The organism is Cohnella silvisoli, from assembly GCF_021190915.1.
GTDB classification, from domain to species: Bacteria; Bacillota; Bacilli; order Paenibacillales; family Paenibacillaceae; genus Cohnella; species Cohnella silvisoli.
The window spans coordinates 223612-243358 of the sequence record NZ_JAIOAP010000007.1; the positions used below are offsets into that span (position 1 = coordinate 223612).

General features: G+C 48.9%; 23 protein-coding genes. 3 read left to right on the forward strand and 20 right to left on the reverse strand.

The window, feature by feature from the left end:
• The first annotated feature begins 113 nt into the window (after window positions 1-113).
• Entirely contained in the window at window positions 114-1259 is a 1146-nt protein-coding gene (locus K7P76_RS15250; protein ID WP_232186167.1) for an MFS transporter, read from the forward strand.
• On the opposite strand, the gene K7P76_RS15255 is transcribed toward K7P76_RS15250, so the two are convergent.
• Together K7P76_RS15255 and K7P76_RS15260 are read right to left on the reverse strand one after the other, a co-directional pair.
• Window positions 1256-1888 (reverse strand): stalk domain-containing protein, encoded by a 633-nt coding sequence (locus tag K7P76_RS15255; protein ID WP_232186168.1) that lies wholly within the window; start codon window positions 1886-1888, stop codon window positions 1256-1258. The two genes, K7P76_RS15250 and K7P76_RS15255, sit on opposite strands and share 4 nt — an antisense overlap.
• Before the next feature lie 68 nt (window positions 1889-1956).
• The gene (locus K7P76_RS15260; RefSeq protein ID WP_232186169.1) at window positions 1957-2226 is read right to left on the reverse strand and encodes an RCC1 domain-containing protein; all 270 of its coding nucleotides are present in this window, start codon (window positions 2224-2226) and stop codon (window positions 1957-1959) included.
• Between the two features lie 472 nt (window positions 2227-2698).
• Here K7P76_RS15260 and K7P76_RS15265 point away from each other — a divergent pair, with 472 nt between their 5' ends.
• The gene (locus K7P76_RS15265) at window positions 2699-3625 is read left to right on the forward strand and encodes a transposase (protein ID WP_232186170.1); all 927 of its coding nucleotides are present in this window, start codon (window positions 2699-2701) and stop codon (window positions 3623-3625) included.
• A 402-nt stretch (window positions 3626-4027) separates the two neighbouring features.
• Here the strand turns inward: K7P76_RS15265 and K7P76_RS15270 are convergent, their stop codons facing one another.
• The 6 genes from K7P76_RS15270 to K7P76_RS15295 all read right to left on the reverse strand — a co-directional run bounded on the left by K7P76_RS15270 (window position 4028) and on the right by K7P76_RS15295 (window position 10891).
• On the reverse strand, window positions 4028-4984 hold the full coding sequence (locus K7P76_RS15270; RefSeq protein WP_232186171.1) for an ABC transporter ATP-binding protein: 957 nt from the start codon (window positions 4982-4984) through the stop codon (window positions 4028-4030).
• Complete coding sequence (locus K7P76_RS15275) at window positions 4977-6008, reverse strand: ABC transporter ATP-binding protein (protein ID WP_232186172.1); 1032 nt, start codon at window positions 6006-6008, stop codon at window positions 4977-4979. Before K7P76_RS15275 ends, K7P76_RS15270 begins: the two co-directional genes overlap by 8 nt.
• Window positions 6009-6021: 13 nt before the next feature.
• Window positions 6022-6936 carry an ABC transporter permease gene (locus tag K7P76_RS15280; RefSeq protein WP_232186173.1) on the reverse strand — a complete coding sequence of 305 codons (915 nt, stop codon included), beginning with the start codon at window positions 6934-6936 and terminating at the stop codon, window positions 6022-6024.
• Window positions 6937-6939: 3 nt separating this feature from the next.
• The gene (locus tag K7P76_RS15285; RefSeq protein WP_232186174.1) at window positions 6940-7869 is read right to left on the reverse strand and encodes an ABC transporter permease; all 930 of its coding nucleotides are present in this window, start codon (window positions 7867-7869) and stop codon (window positions 6940-6942) included.
• 143 nt (window positions 7870-8012) lie between these two features.
• Window positions 8013-9710 (reverse strand): peptide ABC transporter substrate-binding protein, encoded by a 1698-nt coding sequence (locus K7P76_RS15290; RefSeq protein ID WP_232186175.1) that lies wholly within the window; start codon window positions 9708-9710, stop codon window positions 8013-8015.
• A gap of 533 nt (window positions 9711-10243) precedes the next feature.
• Entirely contained in the window at window positions 10244-10891 is a 648-nt protein-coding gene (locus K7P76_RS15295) for an O-methyltransferase (protein ID WP_232186176.1), read from the reverse strand.
• 153 nt (window positions 10892-11044) lie between these two features.
• Between K7P76_RS15295 and K7P76_RS15300 the strand changes: the two genes are divergently transcribed.
• Window positions 11045-13027, forward strand: a complete 1983-nt coding sequence (locus K7P76_RS15300; RefSeq protein ID WP_232186177.1) for an LTA synthase family protein — start codon at window positions 11045-11047, stop codon at window positions 13025-13027.
• Window positions 13028-13234: 207 nt separating this feature from the next.
• Here K7P76_RS15300 and K7P76_RS15305 read toward each other — a convergent pair whose 3' ends face one another.
• From K7P76_RS15305 to K7P76_RS15355, 12 genes are all read right to left on the reverse strand, one after another.
• On the reverse strand, window positions 13235-13489 hold the full coding sequence (locus K7P76_RS15305) for a YuzB family protein (RefSeq protein WP_232186178.1): 255 nt from the start codon (window positions 13487-13489) through the stop codon (window positions 13235-13237).
• Window positions 13476-13778, reverse strand: coding sequence for an iron-sulfur cluster assembly accessory protein (locus K7P76_RS15310; RefSeq protein WP_232186179.1), 303 nt, complete (start codon window positions 13776-13778; stop codon window positions 13476-13478). Before K7P76_RS15310 ends, K7P76_RS15305 begins: the two co-directional genes overlap by 14 nt.
• A gap of 53 nt (window positions 13779-13831) precedes the next feature.
• The gene (locus tag K7P76_RS15315; RefSeq protein WP_232186180.1) at window positions 13832-14083 is read right to left on the reverse strand and encodes a hypothetical protein; all 252 of its coding nucleotides are present in this window, start codon (window positions 14081-14083) and stop codon (window positions 13832-13834) included.
• Between the two features lie 66 nt (window positions 14084-14149).
• Window positions 14150-15043, reverse strand: a complete 894-nt coding sequence (locus K7P76_RS15320; RefSeq protein WP_232186181.1) for a M14 family metallopeptidase — start codon at window positions 15041-15043, stop codon at window positions 14150-14152.
• A gap of 136 nt (window positions 15044-15179) precedes the next feature.
• Window positions 15180-15992 carry a glutamate racemase gene (gene racE / locus K7P76_RS15325; protein ID WP_232186182.1) on the reverse strand — a complete coding sequence of 271 codons (813 nt, stop codon included), beginning with the start codon at window positions 15990-15992 and terminating at the stop codon, window positions 15180-15182.
• A gap of 180 nt (window positions 15993-16172) precedes the next feature.
• Window positions 16173-16523, reverse strand: coding sequence for a YtxH domain-containing protein (locus K7P76_RS15330; protein WP_232186183.1), 351 nt, complete (start codon window positions 16521-16523; stop codon window positions 16173-16175).
• Between the two features lie 6 nt (window positions 16524-16529).
• Entirely contained in the window at window positions 16530-17030 is a 501-nt protein-coding gene (locus K7P76_RS15335; RefSeq protein WP_232186184.1) for a hypothetical protein, read from the reverse strand.
• A 144-nt stretch (window positions 17031-17174) separates the two neighbouring features.
• Complete coding sequence (locus K7P76_RS15340) at window positions 17175-17831, reverse strand: helix-turn-helix transcriptional regulator (protein WP_232186185.1); 657 nt, start codon at window positions 17829-17831, stop codon at window positions 17175-17177.
• Between the two features lie 130 nt (window positions 17832-17961).
• Entirely contained in the window at window positions 17962-18384 is a 423-nt protein-coding gene (locus tag K7P76_RS15345) for a DUF86 domain-containing protein (RefSeq protein WP_232186186.1), read from the reverse strand.
• Window positions 18385-18402: 18 nt separating this feature from the next.
• Window positions 18403-18528, reverse strand: a complete 126-nt coding sequence (locus K7P76_RS33155) for a hypothetical protein (RefSeq protein ID WP_255678549.1) — start codon at window positions 18526-18528, stop codon at window positions 18403-18405.
• Between the two features lie 12 nt (window positions 18529-18540).
• Window positions 18541-18828, reverse strand: coding sequence for a Dabb family protein (locus K7P76_RS15350; RefSeq protein WP_232186187.1), 288 nt, complete (start codon window positions 18826-18828; stop codon window positions 18541-18543).
• A gap of 401 nt (window positions 18829-19229) precedes the next feature.
• A complete protein-coding gene (locus K7P76_RS15355) occupies window positions 19230-19610 on the reverse strand; it encodes a cupredoxin domain-containing protein (protein ID WP_232186188.1) in 381 nt (126 codons plus the stop codon).
• Window positions 19611-19747: the final 137 nt, after the last annotated feature.

Consider the following 19747-nt stretch of genomic DNA (forward strand, 5'->3'; position numbering starts at 1 on the left):
AACCTCGCAACCTCCATCGAGTATGACAATAGTTTGACAATGATCGTAATAGGCTCGCTAACTGCCTGTGATATACTGGGTATACTTACGCGATTTAGACAAAGGAGCAACCGATGCAACGTTGGAAAATTAATTTGATCGTGCTGATGGGCGGCAATTTTCTCGTGATGGCGGGTATGACGATGATCATCCCCTTCCTGTCCTTATATCTTAAGCAAGATCTCGGCCTGACCGACAATCATCAGATCGGATTATGGGCTGGGTTTATTTTCGCGGCGAATTTCGTCACATCGTTCCTATTCCAGCCGTTATGGGGTAAGCTCTCCGATCGTTATGGGCGTAAAATGATGCTGCTGCGTTCCGGCTTCGGGATGTCTATTGTCATGGTGCTCATGGGCTTTGCGACGGCTCCCTGGCATTTGCTCGCGCTGCGGATGCTCAACGGCGTCATCTCGGGTTATACGCCCGCCGCCGTCTCTCTCGTATCGGCCACGACGCCGAAGGAGCGGATGGGATTCGCTATGGGGACGCTGCAATCCGGAGGCACGGCCGGGACGATTCTAGGCCCTTTTATCGGGGGATTGCTTGCAGACAGCTTCGGGTTTCGTCCGATCTTCTACATAACGGGTACGCTGCTGTTTCTCGCATCCGTCATCTCTTGGTTGATGGTCCGCGAGAACTTCCGCGACTTAATGGTCATCCGCCAGCTCCCCGTGCTGCTTACCGTCACTTTTCTAATCCAATTCGCGATGTTAAGCCCGATGCCTCTTATACCGCTCTATGTACAGCAACTGCACGGAACAACCGAGAACCTCGCCTTCTACGCGGGGTTCGTCGGTTCGGTAACCGGCATATCCAATATGATCTGCGCCCCGTTGCTCGGCCGGTTAAGCGACCGGATCGGCTCCTCGCGAATTTTGATCGTATCGTTAGCCGGGGCGTCGATCATGCTCATTCCTCAAGCGTTCGTCGGGTCCGTCGGCCAGCTGCTCGTTTGGCGTTTCCTGCTCGGGTGTTTCATGGGCGGCTTAATACCGACCGTCAATTCGCTCATCCGCCGCTACACTCCCGATGGAATGGAAAGCCGGTCCTACAGCTTTAACGGCAGCGCTTTAAGTCTAGGCAACATGGCTGGCCCCATTATGGGCGGTGCTCTGTCGGGATTTATCGGTATCGAAGGACTGTTCCTGTTGTCGGCTGCACTGTTGTTTATGACGTGCATCTGGGCTTCTCGGGCTTTGCGGGCTCGGCAAACTTAAGGTAATGTAATCGTAATTTTCTCATCTTTCTGAAACCATTCGACATTGGCGCCGAGTGCTTCGCTGACAAATCGCAGCGGCAAGTACGAGATGCCTGCCACGCTGAAGGGGGCGTTCTTTAGAGTAACAGGTTCGTTGTTCATATCCACTACTCCCTTAATATAGTTGATATGGATAATGATCTGCGGCTTGCCGGTTTTGGACTGCTTAATCGTCACTATTTTATTGTCGTTGTCCCATGATACGGAAGCGCCCATTTTTTCAAAGACAGAACGCAGCGGTATGAATGCTTGCTCATTTCGCGTGATGACGCCGCTAGAGAGAACGACAGGCACGCCATTTAATTGAACCGAGATCGGCTTCTGCACCGGTACCGGCGTGTTATGTATAAATTCATAATCTCCGTAACCTAACTGCCCGCTCTTGTTAACGCCCCAACCCCACAATGTTCCGTTGTTTTTCTGCATGATAATATGGCGCCCTCCAGAATTGATTTGACTTATCTCCGAAGTTAGCCGCTTAAAAGATGGGTTATCCGGCATCGTTTCACGTTCAATTGAGGCCTCGTACACTTCACCATCGTTGGTCAATACAATCAGCGATCGTTCAACGACAAAAGCATCCTTCACGCCTTGAACACTCGTAATCAATATAGGTGCCGGTTGAATATTAAGAGTCGTTCCATCCGAATATCCTGTTATGGTCGCGCCCCAGAACCACAGCCGGGACTGACTATCGATGGCCAGTATACTTTGCCGTCGGCATCCAAAGCCAATGACTGCCTATAATCGTAGTAAACCGCAACGAGATTGTTTAACGCCATGACAGGGTAGACTTTTGCTTCAGTAGAGTAAGTAGCGCTTTCCCAAAACCATACCGTATGATCTTTCTTCTGGATCAGGTTATCGGCAAACGACGATTCCACATCGTTCAGGCCATGCATTTGTGTCGGAACTGATTGACGCAAGTTTCCCCATATCCAGTAAGATCCATCTTTCTTAACCAAGGAGGTTGAATTAAAGGATTGAATGCTGGAAGTCGAAACCGCCGCCGAAGTATTAGCAGCAGCTACAGTGGACAGAGGGAGACAAGTGATGAGATGGCGGATATCCATAATTAATCAATCGTACCCATGAACTTCCTTGTAACTCGGGGGGTGGGGGTTGACCGGTCCGATACTCCAGTTCATGCCTGCAGGTTTTCGCAAAAACGTACCTTTATCCCCTCGCATCAGAAGGAGAATAGGCCCACCGCAGCCCCCCTACCTCCTTTCCGCGAAAACGTACCACTATCCCATCCGATAAGGGGGAAAAAACCCTTGTTCATGCTTTTGAGAACAAACCAGGAAAGTTGTAATTTCACCCGATGCCTCTTGAAAATAGAACGTATGTTTGGTATGATGGAAATAAGAACAAATGTTCTATTTGAGGAGGCCGTCTATGTTTCCAGATCATCTGACCTTCGAGGCATTTTGCCAGCAGTTCAACTCCGAGCAGGCTTGCGCCGAGGCGCTGTTCGAAGCCAGATGGCCGGACGGCTTCCGTTGCCCGACTTGTTGTCATCCTCACTTTTATCTCATCCAAACGCGCAGACTGCCTCTCTACGAATGCCGCTCCTGTCGCCATCAGACTTCTGTCATCGCCGGCACCATTATGGAAGGCAGTTCCACTTTGTTGACCCGCTGGTTCCAAGCGATGTTTCTGATCTCCCGGCCTTCCGGCATCAGCGCCTCCCGCCTGTCCCAAGTGATTCAGGTCACCTATAAGACCGCGTGGCTCATCGCAAGAAAAATCCGCCATGCCCTGCAACAAGCCGATGAAGCCGATCCGCTCACGGGTGTTGTGCGAGTTGACCCTATCTCTTACGGTTACACGTATTATAGCGAGGCCCAGCAGCCGCTGTTGATCGGCGGATCCCTCGACGAGCGAGACGAGCCTCAGCAGGTCAAAATCAAACAACCGGATCCCAGCCATGTGAATAACGCGTTGAGGTGGATTGAAAAACCTGGCGTCCAAGCGTTCGTAGACAATCATATAGATGAACAAGCTGTGACCGTTTTGGGGCGCGGCAGACTTCACCCCGCTTTGAACCCAATCAAGTGGAAGGTGACCGCGTGGCTGAACTTTACGTTTAATGGCATCGGGGCCAAACATTTGCAGGCTTATTTAGACGAGTTTTGTTTCCGGTTGAACTTAAAACTCCGCCATGCCCCGGTCTTCAGCCAACTGCTCCATTGGTGCGCTGTGACGCCAACCTTGACGTACAAAGATCTGACCCGCAGCAAACCGGTTCTCACCGTTCCCTGGGTGGTCTGGGGGAGCAAAGCGAAGTGGAAAGGAAAATATCTCACCCTATGGATTGCTTGATGCTTGGGATGACTGCTTTTTAAGTTGCCGATAACCCGTTTCATTCAATCCAATTCACGAAAAGGCAAACTTGTGCGTAATATCCCGGAATACGTTGATTGCAACTCCCTCTCAAATCATGGCATTCGAAAAGCCGTTGAATACAACTCCATTCTCCAATCATGGCATTCGAGAATCCGTTGATTGCAACTCCCTCTCAAATCATGGCATTCAAATATCAGCTGATTGGCAACTCACTTCTGAAGCAAGGGGATAATGGTACCATTTCTCCGAAATAGAACGGAAAATAGGTGTCGGTTTTTCCCTATATTTCCCAGATGATGGGTGCCTAAAAACTTTCTGATCGTACAAAAAAAGCCCCAAGCCATTGACTTGGAGCATTTCTTCTTTACATAAACAATATTATAACATATGACATGCTGCGAAATGTCCCGGCTCGACTTCCTTAAACGAAGGCATCGTTGCCGCGCATACGTCCATCGCATGAGGACAGCGAGTCCGGAAAGGACATCCGCTTGGCGGATTCAGAGGGCTTGGAATTTCACCCTGCGGGATAACTCTTTTCCGCTGCTTCTGAACATCCGGATCCGGAATCGGAATCGCGGACAATAGCGATTGCGTATACGGATGAAGGGGCTTCGCGTTCAATTTATCCGAGGTTGCCACTTCGACCAGCTTGCCCAAATACATAACGCCGATACGGTCGGAGATGTGCTTAACCATAGCCAGATCATGCGCGATGAACAAATAAGTCAAGCCGCGTTCCTTCTGCAGCTTCTTGAACAGATTCACGACTTGAGCTTGAACGGATACGTCCAGCGCGGAGATCGGCTCATCGGCGATAATGAATTGCGGTTCAATCGCGAGCGCGCGGGCAATACCGATCCGCTGGCGTTGGCCGCCCGAGAATTCGTGCGGAAAACGACCCGCGTGCTCTTCGTTCAAACCTACGGCGTTCAGTAATTCGCTGACTCGCTCGCGTCTTTTTTTACCGGAAGAAAGCCCATGAATGTCGATGCCCTCCGCGATAATTTTACCGACGGTCATTCGGGGATTAAGCGACGCATAAGGGTCTTGAAACACCATTTGCATATCGCGGTAAAACTTCTGCCTGCTTTCGCCGTTAAGTTTCTGCACGTCTTTTCCATTAAACAGGATTTGACCGCCCGTTGCCTCATACAGTCGAATAATCGTTCTTCCGGTCGTAGATTTGCCGCAACCGGACTCCCCTACCAGCCCGAAGGTTTCGCCCCGTTTGATCGAGAAGTTCAAACCATCAACCGCTTTGAGCACGCGGTTACCGCTAAGGTGAAAATGTTTCTGCAAATTTTTCACTTCTAAGATATAATCCTCAGCCATGTGAACCCCTCCCCGCTTGAACCGGCATCTCTACCTTCGGAGCCTCGGGATGCATGAGCCAACAAGCCGAACTGTGCTCTGCAGACACATCGAAATGCTCCGGGTCAACCTCTTTGCAGATCTTCATAGCGTAAGGGCAACGTGCCGCGAAGGCGCAACCGACCGGAGGAGCAAAGAGATCCGGCGGAGTTCCCGGTATCGACTCCAAATCATTATTTCTATCGCTATCTAACCGAGGAACTGAACGAAGCAGTCCCCAAGTGTAAGGATGTTTAGGATTATAGAAAATATCGTTTAAAGTGCCTCTTTCCACAACTTTACCCGCGTACATGACGATGACCCTATGGGCCATTTCAGCCACGACACCCAAATCATGGGTAATCAGAATGATCGACGTATCGGTTTTCTTCTGAATCTCGCGTAGCAGATCGATAATTTGAGCTTGGATCGTCACATCGAGCGCGGTAGTCGGTTCATCGGCGATAAGCAGCTTCGGATTACAAGCTAACGACAGCGCGATCATGACCCGCTGACGCATCCCTCCGGAAAGCTCATGAGGATATTGACGGGTACGCTCCTGAGCATTCGACATACCTACGAGAGTTAGAAGATCGGCCGCCCGCTGCATCGCCTCAGCTTTGGTCACCTTCTGGTGCTTGCGGATACCTTCGGATATTTGAGCGCCGACCGTCATCGTCGGGTTCAGGGAAGTCATAGGATCTTGGAAAATCATTCCCATCTCTTCCCCGCGCACATGCTCCATCTGGGATTCGGTTAGCTTCGTGATTTCGTGTTTGCCATCGAATAGAATGGAGGATCCTGGTTTAATATAGCTTGGCGGAGTCGGTATCAATCTCATGATCGTCTGGGCCGTTACCGATTTGCCGCAGCCGGATTCCCCTACGATCGCGAGAACTTCTCCTTTATTCAAGGTGAAGGAGACGCCGCGGACCGCTTGAACTTCTCCGGCATACATTTTGAAAGATACACGCAAGTTATTGACTTCAAGAATCGGTTTGCTCATTCGGCACTCCTCCTTATTTTCTCATTTTCGGATCGAGAGCATCGCGCAAGCCGTCTCCCAATACATTAAAGCTAAGCAGAATCAGGCTAAATACGATAGTTGGGAAAATAAGCCGATGCGGTTGATATCTCATATAATGGGCACCGTCATTGATTAGATTACCGAGCGAAGCCATTGGAGGTTTAATCCCCACCCCAATAAAGCTCAGGAATGCTTCAAAGAAAATCGCCGTAGGCACGATAAAGGTGATTTGAACGATAATAAGACCGATAACGTTAGGAATCAGATGCTGGAGAATAATGCGCGCAGGCTTCGCACCCAATGTCCGTGCAGCTAATACGAATTCCTGCTCCTTAACTAGCAATACCTGACCCCTGACCAGACGAGCCATACCTACCCATCCAGTCAACGCATAGGCGATGATGATCGATTTAATGCCGGGTCCAAGAAACACGATGAGGATGATGGCAAGCAACAACAGCGGAATGGAATAAATAACCTCTATGATCCGCTGCATAACATTGTCCACGCGTCCTCCGAAGTAAGCGGAAATTCCTCCATATAGAACGCCGACAACTAAATCAATCGAGGCTGCTACCAAACCGATGAAGAGAGAAATACGAGTGCCCCACCAAACCCGGGTCCATAAATCCCTGCCGAAATCGTCCGTCCCGAAAAAATGCGTCATTGAAGGCTTAAGATCGATATCCTTCAAATATTGGGTTTCGTAATCGAACTTGCTCACGAAAGGTGCGACGATGGCCAACAAGGTTAGCAGGATTAGAACGACTAATCCAACCATAGCCAATTTATTAGATCTCAAACGCCTCCAAGCATCCTGCCAATAGTTCAGCGAAGGTCGGACAATGGATTCTGCGTTTGTCGTTTTCTCTGCCGGTTGAAACTTATCCTTAGATATGATTTCCATCCCTTATCTCCTCCCCGACATGCGAATCCGTGGATCGACAAAGCCGTAAGCAATATCGGTCAGGAACATCACGATAATAAGAATTGCTGCATAGAAAATCGTCAGTCCTGTAATCATCGTATAATCCAGCGTCGTAATAGAAGTTACGAACTGATAACCCAAGCCTGGAACTGAAAATACGCTTTCTACGACCAGCGTTCCAGTGATGACATTAACCGCGATAGGCCCTAGAATGGTAATTACGGGTAAAATAGCATTTCTGAGCATATGGCTTGTGACTATTTTCCATGTAGTAAGTCCTTTAGATTTAGCTGTCTTAATATAGTCCAAGCTCGATACCTCCAACATAGAGGCACGCATCATTCTCGCCAAGATGGCAATGGTTCCGAATGAGAGCGCCAATGCCGGTAAAATTCGGTGTTCGGGCCCTTGCCATAAACCAGCAGGGAGGATGTGCCATTTGTTCCCCAAAAGGTAAGATAGCAGTGGAGCTACAACGAAGGAAGGAACAGAAATCCCGATCAATGCGATGAACATGGCTGAGTAATCCCCCGCTTTATTGTGTTTCAAAGCGGCAAAGATTCCGAGCAGCAAACCGACAATAACTGCAAAAATCAAGGATTCAATTCCGAGTTCTAGGGATGCCGGGAAGGATTGCTTAATGACATCGACAACGGAACGGGTCGGGAATTGATAAGAAACGCCTAAATCCCCTTGAGCGACATGCCCTATATACTTTAAGTACTGCTGCCATTCCGGCTTATCCAAGCCGTATTGTTCCCTCAAAATTTTCAAGTTCTCCGGAGGCAATTTCGCGGCAACTTCACCAAAAGGATTTCCAGGCAATAATTTCATGAGAAAAAAAGTAGCCGTTATAATGACCCATAATGTAATGAGCATATAAACAAAACGCCGCAGCACGTATTTCAGCACTATGAATCCTCCTTTCACGGGATGAATAATTTTCCTATACCCTACAATCAACATGAAAGAAGCCGTTCTAGCAACGGCCTCTCTCATGGATTGCTTCAAGTACTGAATGTACTGCTCGGAGTTCTTACAGTCAATGGAACATTTTACTGTTTAACGGAAGTCCATTTCAATTCAAAGTCAGGACCGTAAGGTGGCAAGATCAATCCTTCGACTTTGTCTTTGATCACGAATGGCGAAGAACGGAAGTACAGTGGAAATACAGCTGCTTCGCTCATCAGAATTTTTTCTGCTTCGTGCATTTTGTCTGCGCGTACTTTAACGTCAAGCTCTTTTTCGGCGCCTTTAACCAATTCATCGTATCTCGCGTTGGTCCAGTCTTGAGTGTTGAATGGACCGCCGGTCAAGTACATATCGAGCCAAGTCATTGGATCGTTATAATCCGCGCCCCACAGACTGCTGACGATTGTGTAGTTATGTTTTAATTCTTTGTCCAGACGGGTAGCATGCGGCAACGGTTCTGCCGATACTTCGATACCTAGGTTCGTTTTCCATTGGGATACGACGAATTCCAATAGTTTCTTGCCTGTTTCCGTGTCATCGCCCATGATGGACAATTTAGGCAGGGCAGCAACTCCGGCTTCAGCCAAGCCTTCAGCAAGCAACGCCTTAGCTTTAGCCGCATCGAACGCAACTTCCGTGTCGCCTACGACTTTACGGAATTCAGCGCCGTTGCCGTCGGCGTTACCGTTCGGTATATAACCTGTTGCGGCTACGGAACCGTTTTTCAGAACCGTATTAACAAGACCTTCGCGGTCGATCGCCATGCTCATCGCTTGGCGAACTTTAGCGTTCGCGAATGCCGGTACTTTCTTCTGTTGGAAATTCAGGTAACCAGTAACCAGTTCGCTCTTTCTGTGCAGTTCGGTTTTACCTTCGTAGGCTTTCATTTGATCGCCTTTGATATCCGCGAAATCCGTAGCGTTGGATTCGTACAAGTTCAATCCGGTAGCTGTATCCTTGACGATGTTCAAAGTTACTTTATCCAGCTTAACGTTTGCAGCATCCCAATACTTGGGATTTTTCTCGAGAATAAGTTGTTGCTCATGATCCCATTTCGTCAAGACGAATGGACCGGCGCCGAGTACTTTGTCTGCGTCTGCGCCGCTTTTCTCGCCTTGCTTGGATACGAACTCTTCTTTTTGCGGGTAATAGTTCAAGAAAGCAAGTTGAGCTGTGAAGTATGCTCTAGGAATGTCCAAAGTGATTTCAAGCGTTTTGTCGTCAATCGCTTTAACGCCGAGGTTTTCTTTAGCCTTTTTCAAATCTTCAGGAGTTTTAGCATCCTGTACGGCTTGCCCGCCTTTGAGCCAAGTCAGGATGAAAGCGTAAGAAGCTTTAGTGGCCGGATCCAACGTGCGTTGGTAGGAATATACGAAATCTTTCGCCGTCAAAGGCGATCCGTCCGACCATACCAAGCCGTCGCGCAATTTAATTGTATAAGTCAAACCGTCAGCCGAAATGGTAGGAAGCTCTGCGGCAAGCCCCGGTTGTGGATTCATATCTTTGTCCAAACGATACAAGCCTTCGCTGATCGCGCCCAGAATCGTGAACGAAGCTGCGCTTTCCGCGATCGATACGTCGAGTGCCGGAGGATCGGCACGATAGTTCATAACGAGTTCTTGCTTGCCTCCTGTTCCTGCACTTGCGGACGAGCTTGCGGATGCGGATGCGGATGGTGAGTTGGATGAGTCGGAGTTCTTATTGTTGTTGCCGCAAGCTGCTAATAAAGTACCCGCTAATGTAATTGCTAGCGCGGTCGAGAAAATTTTCTTGAATTTCATAATTCTGTTGCCTCCCCGATTTTTAAGTACTATCATTTCTGCCATACCTGATTTCTAAGCAATTTTTAAACATTGCAAAATTGCAAATATTGAAAAATTGCAAAATTATTATTCCCCCAAAATTTCACCTCACAAATTATAATCAACTCGTTTGTTTTTGAAATTTGCTGGAACAAAAAAATATTACTATATATTATTCGGATTCTGCAATGAGAGATATTGGCAGTGTCAGATATTATTACACGTAACGTGATTAGTAATAACTCATAAATGACAGAAAACGCTTACTTTATTGTTTAATAATCAAATTTCCCGTATAAACATTCATATTATATGATTGAAATGTAAATTCGCTTTTTACAATTTGAAAATACGTTCATAACATATACAAAATTTGGATTAAAAGGATTCGTACCGGAAATTAAATTAGTACGAAATTAACTAAATTGTTAAAATGTCTATGAAAGCGTTATACATTATAAAAAATCCCCCTAAAACGACTCTATATGTCGGTTCGGAGGACGTTTTCCAGCCTAAATTTTCCTAAATTGTTTAACCCTCGCTAAAGCCAGCCCATCATAGGCAGGGAGATGTACCCCGAGCAACCTGGAATCTTGCGCAATAAGACGATTAAATTGTCTCATAGCAAGTACAGACGGTCCTTGCTTGCTGTCGTCCGTCGTCTTTCCTCGCAGAAGCGTGTTATCGGCCGCTATGATTGCCCCTTCATTCGCAAGCTGAATGCACGCTTCTAAATAATGGGGATAATTCTCTTTGTCCGCATCGATGAAGAAGAAGTCAAAACGCTTTTCCTGGGAAATGAGCTTCTCTAAACTTTCCGAAGCATCCCCCACTAAATATTCAACGCGATCTCCCAATCCCGCAGCCGTCAAATTCGCTTTGGCAATGTCCGCGTATTCCTGGTGCAGTTCCAATGACAATAACTTCCCGTCATCCGTCAGTCCTCGCGCCAAACATATTCCGCTGTACCCGCCTAATGCTCCGATTTCCAGAACTAAACGCGCCTTCGATATTGTAGTAAGAAAGGTCAACAAACGGCCATACCCTGGAGCAACCGAAATTTCCGGCATCTCCGCGCTTCGGATGACTTCGCCTACCCGTTCCAATTCAGGATCCCTGCTATATAAGTCATCGAAATATTGATCAGGCGACACTCCCATAGATAACCACCTCCTTCCTTCATTTTACCACAACGTTTGTAAAAACCCCTTCATAAGAGCTATACTATTTTTTAGTTTACACTTTACACTGCGTTAATCATTTAGGGCGACCCTTCATAACAATTGGCCCATATAGAGAAAGGAAGTTTTGGCATGTTAGCGCAGTTGCAAACGGTTGCCCGCAAAGGACTTCAATTGTCCTTGCAAGGGCTGATCCTCTGGCCTTTCTGGGGGATCCTATTGCTCGCAGCATCCTTATTATACAAATTGAACGAGCTGGATCATCAATTCAACGTTGGCGGCATGAACCATTGGAAATGGGCTGTTAATCTGGGCGCCATACTGCTTGTTTCCTTCTGGACGTTATTCCTGGGACGCCGCTCGAGGGCGATCTCGCTCGCAATATTGGATTTGGTGCTTTCATTCCTCCTATTCGCGGACCTCATTTACTTCCGTTATTTCAAGGATTTCATTTCCGTACCCGTGCTTCTGCAAGCCGGACAGGTCGGCGAGCTGCAAGCCAGCATCTGGAGTCTCATTCAAGCGCAGGATTGGCTCCTATTCGCAGATATTCCCTTTGCCTTCGCGCTCGCGGGCTGGCTGTTATGGCGCAATCGCGCTGCACGGCGTTCCTCATCGTACGTCTCCCATTCGATAAAAACTCGCAAAGCTTTGTGGCGCAAGGCTATTCCGGCAACACTTGTATTCGCGTTAGGCTGGTCTCTTATTTATTACCCAGTTGAAGAGCAGAAAAACGGTTGGGCCCGCGGATTGTTCGTAGGCAACTGGTGGAACATCCCGATCTACAACGTGACTGGGCTGCTAGGTTTCCACGGTTACGACACATACCGTTACGCCAAAGAGCATTGGTTCGGCAAAGGGCTGTCCGATGAACAGGTTCAAGAGGCGAAAAACTGGTTTACCGAACGTCAGAAGCTGCAGAAGCAAATGGAGTCTGAACCTTTATTCGGAGATTATAAAGGAAAAAACGTGCTTATTGTTCAAGCCGAGGCATTCCAGCAATTCGTTATCGGCCAGTCAATTGGAGGAGAGGAAATAACGCCGAACTTGAATAAGCTCATCGGGCAAAGCGTCTATTTTCCGAATTTCTTTCACCAGACCGCGCAAGGCCGCACGTCGGACGCGGATCTCCTTACGAGTTGTTCCATTCACCCTCTGCCTACCGGCTCCGTCTTTATCCGGTTCGCGGGCAACGAGTTCGATTGCGCGCCATCCATTCTGAAGGGCCAAGGCTATGATACAACGGTTCATCATGCATACGACGGCAGCTTCTGGAATCGCAATAATATGTACCATAATATGGACTACGACCAATTTTACAATATTAAGGATTACACTATCGACGAACCGATCGGCTGGTCGCTCGGAGACCAATCCTTCTTTCGCCAAACGATCGAGCAACTGAAGGAACGCAAGAAATCGCCCTTCTATGCGTTAACGATAACGTTATCGAGCCACCATCCTTTTAAGCTCCCTTACTCGAACCAGGAACTGAAAGTAGGGACTTTGCAAGGAACGATCATGGGTGATTATTTACAGGCTGCCCATTATGTCGATTCCGCCGTAGGCGAATTGGTCGAGAATCTTAAGGACGAAGGATTATGGGATAATACGGTGCTGCTTTTCTACGGCGATCATGATAACTCCGTTTATGACTGGAAGCTTTACGAGCAATTATTCGGAAAGCCCGTATCGGATATCGATAAAGACCGTATCGTTAGGAAGGTCCCATTCTTCATCCATCTTCCCCACGATGAACATGCGGGAGTAGTGGACAAAGCTGTCGGCCAGATCGATACTACGCCTACCGTTATGCATTTGCTCGGAATTCCCGTTGATAATCGTTATCTCATGGGGGTGAGCATGTTATCGGAAGCACCTAAGCCAGTCGTATTCCGCAACGGAGGTTTCACCGACGGCCAAGTTTACTTCGTTCCTAACAACGATGGAATCGCCGCTCACGGAACGTGTTATGCCTTATCCGCAGACGGCCCGACAACGACGGATTCCGCATCTTGCGCGGCAGGAGCGGACACGGCGAAGAAGGACCTCAGCATATCGGACCGGGTGATCGAGAACAACCTGATTGCGAAGTTACGCGAAGAAGAGCAATAACGGACGGCATCTTAACATAGAAACGCGGCGATCGCTTTCCTGACAAAATCGGGAGGCGTCGCCGCGTTTTCTTTATTCAAAAACTTTGAAGCGATTATCAATCGGCTGTATAGCTGCGTTTTTAAGTGATCCGCCTTTTATGATTCGTCTTAACATTCCCATCGAAAAAATAAAAAACCGTCGCGCTTGGCGACAGTTTCGGGGAAGTTAAGATTTTACGTACTTGCGTATTTTCTCAATCGCTTCGTCTTCCGTCGGTGCGGTGACGTATCGACCGTTAATGAATATAAAAGCATAACGAGAGCAGGGACCGCAATAAGATTTGCAAGCCACTTTAACTTCGGTTCCAGGCGCTAGCTTCTGCAATTTGGGCAACATCGACTTGACTCGCATATGCTTGCACTTGTCGCATATGCGGATATCATTCAACTGGGCTATCTGCCCGTTATCAGTGGTCTCCATGATTGCCCTTGCTGGGATTCGTAATGACAAACCCTTCTTTAGGGAAATACAAGTAATCGATTTTGACGCCGTCCAGCAGCGGTTCCCCTTTGGTGAGAACTACTTCGATATCCTTGTCCGTCGACACGACTTCGTCTTTATCGGTCGCTTGTCCCAAATCCATTCCGTAATGCGCATGGTCTCCGTGGCTATGCGTCACGAATACTTTCAATTTCTTGTCTGAGTTTTCCGGCTTGTCCAATTCACGGCGCAGCACATTGGCTGCGTTCCGGGTGATTTTACAATTCATATGGCGTTTCACTCCCATCAGGTTCTCGTTCTATTGTAATGAAACGTTTTCCTTCATGCAAGATCGCTTTTCTTGCCCAACGTGTATTTGCGTTCCATGGCGCGCGCGTACCAGCTTGCAGCAATCGCGGTAAAAGCGGCATCGTCGATAGGCATGAAAGGCATGAAGTCCGGCAATACCCAATAAAGCGCCACTGGTATAATAAAAATCAACTTGTCCTTTAACGAAACGCGCTCCGAACGCAAAATATGCCAAACCCTGCCGGGAAGATGTCTCCATAATGCAATCCACGATCTGCGAGCCATAAGCGGGGCCTCCATTCGATGTACGAGATCTTTTCATCAAGTTTACCCCACCCTGGCCCTTAAGAATCATGTCGGCGCACAATCAAGAGCTTCTGCGAGAAGTCTCGCTATATCGTCGTACAATTCTTCGAAGCCATCAAGAGGGAGCGGATTATGGCCCCAGCCGGCCTCCACCGTGAATCCGGGCCTTTTAAACTGTGAGATGAACCAATCCTTGTACCCCGCGTCGCTTCCTTCCAAGTAAACGGCGCGATAGCCGGATGCTACGGCCAAACTTTCAGCCCAACCCCGAGATTCCGCGGGTTCATCGTTCCGATAGTTCCAATAAATCTCTTCTCCCTGCGTATGCAAAGCGATCACCGCATGGAAATCCGTCTCCTCCGTAAACTTCGCAAGCGCCGCAGCCTCCGGCTCGGACAATGGCCCTATGCCGCTGAAATCCCGCGGACCCGGCGCCGCTACCGCTCGTCGCTGACGCTCCTCCTCCCAATGCGCAGGAAATTGGTCGTTCAGGTCAACGCCTCTGGCATTAGCTTTCCATCGATGAAATCGACGCGAACCTCTATTCCATTGCAGCAAGTCCTTGAATAACGGATGTTTAGCGGACATTCCTCTTTGAACAAGCTCAACCCCATCCGGATTAACCATCGGCACGATCCATAGACTGCATCGCGAGAATAAATCCTTAGCCGTTTTGCCCCAGAAGGGCAGCCGCCTTGCGCATGCATGAGCATAATCCTCCGCGAATCGCATGAGCAGGAGCGTCGTAATCCACTCGTTCGCATGGCAGGCCCCGTTGAAGTGCCATCGGAATGGACCCGCTCCCAGCCGCAAGTAAGGGATCGGCTTTCCCAAGACGGTTCGCCCAATAGTCCCCGTAGTGATAAAGGGATATTTCCTTGATAACCTTCTTATTTCCTTGCTGAGCAGCTCTGGGCTGTATTCTCCAGCCATTGCCATGTCGATCCCTCCTGTACCCGCAGCGATTCTATTTGTGTATGAGCGTTTGAGCTAATATATGACCCCGTATCAACGAAAAAAGCCCGAGCGGGTCAGGTGTCGTTTGGACGCCTAACGCTCGAGCTTTGTTTGTTTTTCAAGCCCCGATATGGGGAACTTGCCATACGACCGGAGTCAATCGGATTTGCTCTCCCAGCCATGCTTGAGCAATATCTTGGAACTTCCGGGGATCGCCGCTGCAAAAAAACTGATGCACCGGCACTTCACCTCTGCCGACTAATTCTTTGTTCACATGCAGTATCGTGCTTATTTCCCGCGCGGTTTCTTCGGCCGAGTTGATCAGGACGACCTCCGAGCCCATCACCTCGGAAATGGTATCCGCCAGAAAAGGATAATGCGTACAGCCAAGAATAAGGCAATCCATCGTGGAATTTCTGAGCGGAAACAGGGAATTCGATACGGTATCATACGTTTCCGAAGAGCTGAAATTCCCGTCTTCCACAAGCGGCACGAAGGATGGACAAGCGCGGCTAATGACCTCGACACTAGGGGAAAGCCGCTTAAGCGCCGATTCATACGCGCCGCTCTTTATCGTCCCCTCCGTACCGATTACGCCCACGACGCCGGTCTTTGTCCTGCCTACCGCAGCGCGAGCCCCGGGATTTATGACTCCGACAACGGGCAGATCTACTCGACTCCGAATGTCCTCTAAAGCTACGGCAGTAGCCGTATTACATGCAATGACAACCATTTTGGGTTTGTATTGAACAAGATAATCTACGATTTCACGTGTAAAAGTTATGACTTCTTCCGCATTTCTTGGTCCGTATGGTGTTCGCGCGGTGTCGCCGAAATACAATATTTTCTCTCGGGGAAGCTGTCGCATCACTTCTTTGACGACGGTCAGTCCGCCCACACCTGAGTCCAGGACTGCGATCGCTTGCTGCACGGAAACACCGCTTTCTTCATGTAATGATGAGGTCGATCCTTGATACTTTATGACATCGGAGCGCAAAAGGTACCTACATCTTAGCTCATATTCGGACGAGGTTCAAGGAATATGACGGTATACGAAAACACCGTCCGGCGGGAGCGGACGATGTTTCGGACCGATGCGTATAATTTGGGATTACAGCGCGGAAGAGTTATTCTCGATGTCATTTTCTTCCGTTGCGGCAACTTCCTTTATTTCTGCGGTTTCGCTGCTTTTACGGGAGCGAATATCCGTCACTAGGCGTCCGGTAGCTTGTTTGGCATCGGATACGAAGCTCGATGTCCGTTTGGCCAGCGACTGTACGGCAGTTCCGGCTTGCCTGCTTAAATCCGCCGTCTTCTCCCCGACTTTCTGAGCGGTATCGGCGATATCTCCGCGAAGTTCGCGGCCGGACTTAGGGGCGAATAATAACGCGGTTACCGCTCCGGTAATCGCGCCCGTCAGCGTTCCCCACAAAAACGATTTAACGACTTTTTTGTTGGCCATGCTTTTTCACTCTCCTTGAGATGGATCCGCACTCGGTCCCGGGCTGCTCTGACAACTTTCGGAGGAGGATTGGCCATTGCCGGTCCGACGTCTCCACAATGACCACAGGTTGCGGCCGAGTTCCGTTAAATCCGGCAGCTCGCAAGCTGTTTGATCACGATGTTCGGAAGGAACCGGACTCAAAGAAGTTAGGCGTTCACGGCATAAGACCGTAACGTGAGCCGCGGTTTGCGCAGCTGCCTGCACCGCTTCGCCGAGCGCTCGCGCCCCCTCCGCGAGCGTGGCGAATCCTTGCAGGCTTTGCCTTGAAACGGCAATGGCGTCACTGGCCTCATCCGCTAGTTTCGCGCATTGACGCAAAGAAACTTCCGTTTCCTTGCCGAGAACTTTCACAGTTGCGTCCAGACGACTGAGCGACCGGCAAATTTTCGCGATGCCGATCACGCATGCTGCGGCAATCGCCAACACAGCCGCCGTAATCCCATAAGCCGCAATGTCCCATGCCATCCTTGATCCCTCCAGTTATCAGCTTAACCCGGGCGAATGCCCATGCGGTTTAATGACAGTATAAGAAGCAACAGCTTGTCTTGACACAGAAGACAGGCCAAAAAAAACAGCCTTGCCGCAAAAAAGCAGCAAGGCCGTTAGATTTCAATTGTTTATAAGGTTTGCTTTAACAGGTCGTATCGCGTAGGTGCAACGAGCCCCTCCGTCTGCCAAACATTCCGTTCGTTCGACGCTTGCCCCCAGCAGTTGCTCGAACAGCTGTTGCTCGCAATGGCAAGCTTGTCGATACCGATTGGCCACTTGGGCGATCGGACAGTTATATTCATAAAGCACGAAAGTCCCGTCTTCCTCCGCCTCCATCCATTCGGTCATATATCCGCCGGAGTTCTGAATGGAGCTAAGTTCGGACACTTTATCGGCAAGCGGCCTATCCAGCATTCGTTCCCGATAGCGAGATTCGAGCTTATCTTTCCTGCCTTGAAACATACGATCGATAACTTCTGACCCGCCCGTCTGCTCCTCCAACTCGCTTAACAAATCCAACGTCAGCTGCGGATAATTTTTCGGAAAAAGGTCATCCGCTTGTTCCGTCAACGAATACCGGTATAGCGGCCTGCCCATAGCTTGCCGAACTAGGACGGAACGAATAAGGTTATCGCGTTCAAGCGAATGGATATGGCGACGTACCGCCATTTCGGTGATGCCCAGCTCCTTGGATAAATCGCTGATGCAGCAGTTTCCTTGCGTCTTGAGCAATTGAAGCAACTGGCGTCTCGTCGATATCTCTTGTTGCGGCAGCATGAGCAGTCCCCCTCCTTATCCGGTACAATCTAGAACGTCCGAGTTAGTAATGTTATGGTTTATTGTAACGGAATCCGCACTATTCGTAAATTGCCGGATTTTAGGAAGGGAGTTAACGAGCTCATTTATTTTAGATTAACTCTTTGCGCAAATAAGCTTCAACTTGGTCGGAGAAGCCTAGCAGCACCCTCGGAAGCTCCGCTGTGAGAGGATGCAGCTCGCGTCTCGGCCAACGATCGTAATCCTGCACGAGCGTTTTGCGCAGCAAGACTAGACGGCGCAAAGGAGCCGCTACCTGATCGGTAATGACCCCTTCTTCCGCAATAATGTCTATAATGTCCTCATAGCTGCTCGCATCGCGCATAATGAATCCATCAATTAACGTATGACCGACATCCGTCGCGATTTCCGCAGCCAGATGGAGCGCGCGTTCTTGCGCCAAACCTTCGATCAAGTTGCCCGTCCAGGCTACCGTCGAAGCGGATAACGCTTGCGCGATTTCCGGAAGGCAAGCCAGCCTGGTACGAATGCTTTCGACGTTTACATCATACATGGAAAGGTTGCCCCTTTGTTATTTCTTCTTGCGCCTGCCTCTTCGTTTTAACCAAACCGTCATTATGACGGCGCTTAACAAAATGACGACGATATAGGTCATCATCTGGTAAACGTCGCCCATATTCGTCGGATCTTTCTCCACGAGCCTCATCCTCTAGCTCTCGTAATCGACGCTGGCCGACGCTTCGCGGACAGACGCAATATGCTCGATGACAAGCTTATGTACAGGATGCACTTGATATGCCTGCAGCGCATCCATCGAATCGAATTTCGTTACCAATGCGATATCATACGAACGTTCAGAATGAACGATGTCGGTTCCGACCTCCAGATGACGGAGTTCGTCGATTTTCCCTTCCATATTGCGAAGCACTTGAACGGTGCGTTCAATGGCTTCCGGGCTGCGGTCTTTCAATTTGAAAAATACGATATGAGTGATCATAATTTTCCCATTCCTTTCTTATCATGAGGATTCGGAGTGCCGTGCATACTACTTATTACATTAAGCGAAGGGAGTCACATCAACCACTATGCGTTACACCATTACAACAGTATGTACGCTAATCGGAGTTGCATTGTGCCTTTTTAATGTGACCGGCTATGACCCCCATAACTTGTTCATTATCATGTTTAGCGTCCCAATGTGGTTCGTCGAGGTTTTCACCGACATCCACAGGGTCAATATATGGTTTATGTATGCGCTGACCGTACTGAGCTGGGCCCTCATTGGTTATTTAGGCGATCTCGGCGTTTCGCGCATCCGTACGTGGAGGCATTTGTAACAGCCAGCCAGACCGATCACATGCAATGGGAAAAAAGGAGCCTTCAAGGCTCCTTTTCCGATTATTCGACGATGAATTTCGATTTCATGCCCGCATGCCCTTGTCCGCACATGATCGAACAATGCACCTCGTAATTACCCGGCTTGTCGAAAGTAACTTCCATTTCCGGCGCATCCTTAGTCAAATTCACGTTAAGGCCTACGATTTCCGCTCCGTGATTACCAAGCTTGTTCGAGAACTTGATCTTGTAGTTCGTTCCCGCTTTAACATGGTACTCCTCTTGGTCGAAGTTGAAGCTTGTCGCTACGATCTTGAGCAACTTTTGGCCTTCTTTCAATCCGGCTGCTTCGTCTTTCGGTTTCTCCGGCAATCCGGTTGCCATTAAATATACGCCCATGGCGCAAGCGACCGTAATTAACGTAGACAAAAGCCATTTATGCATCGTCTGCTCCCCTGCTTCCTACAAAGTGTCTACTTCTTATATTACCTAAAAGGAGCATTTGAACTCAAGCACTTGTCAAAAGAGATCGGTCAACTTTTTATTACTTTTGACAATTTAATGAACAACCAGGGCTTATT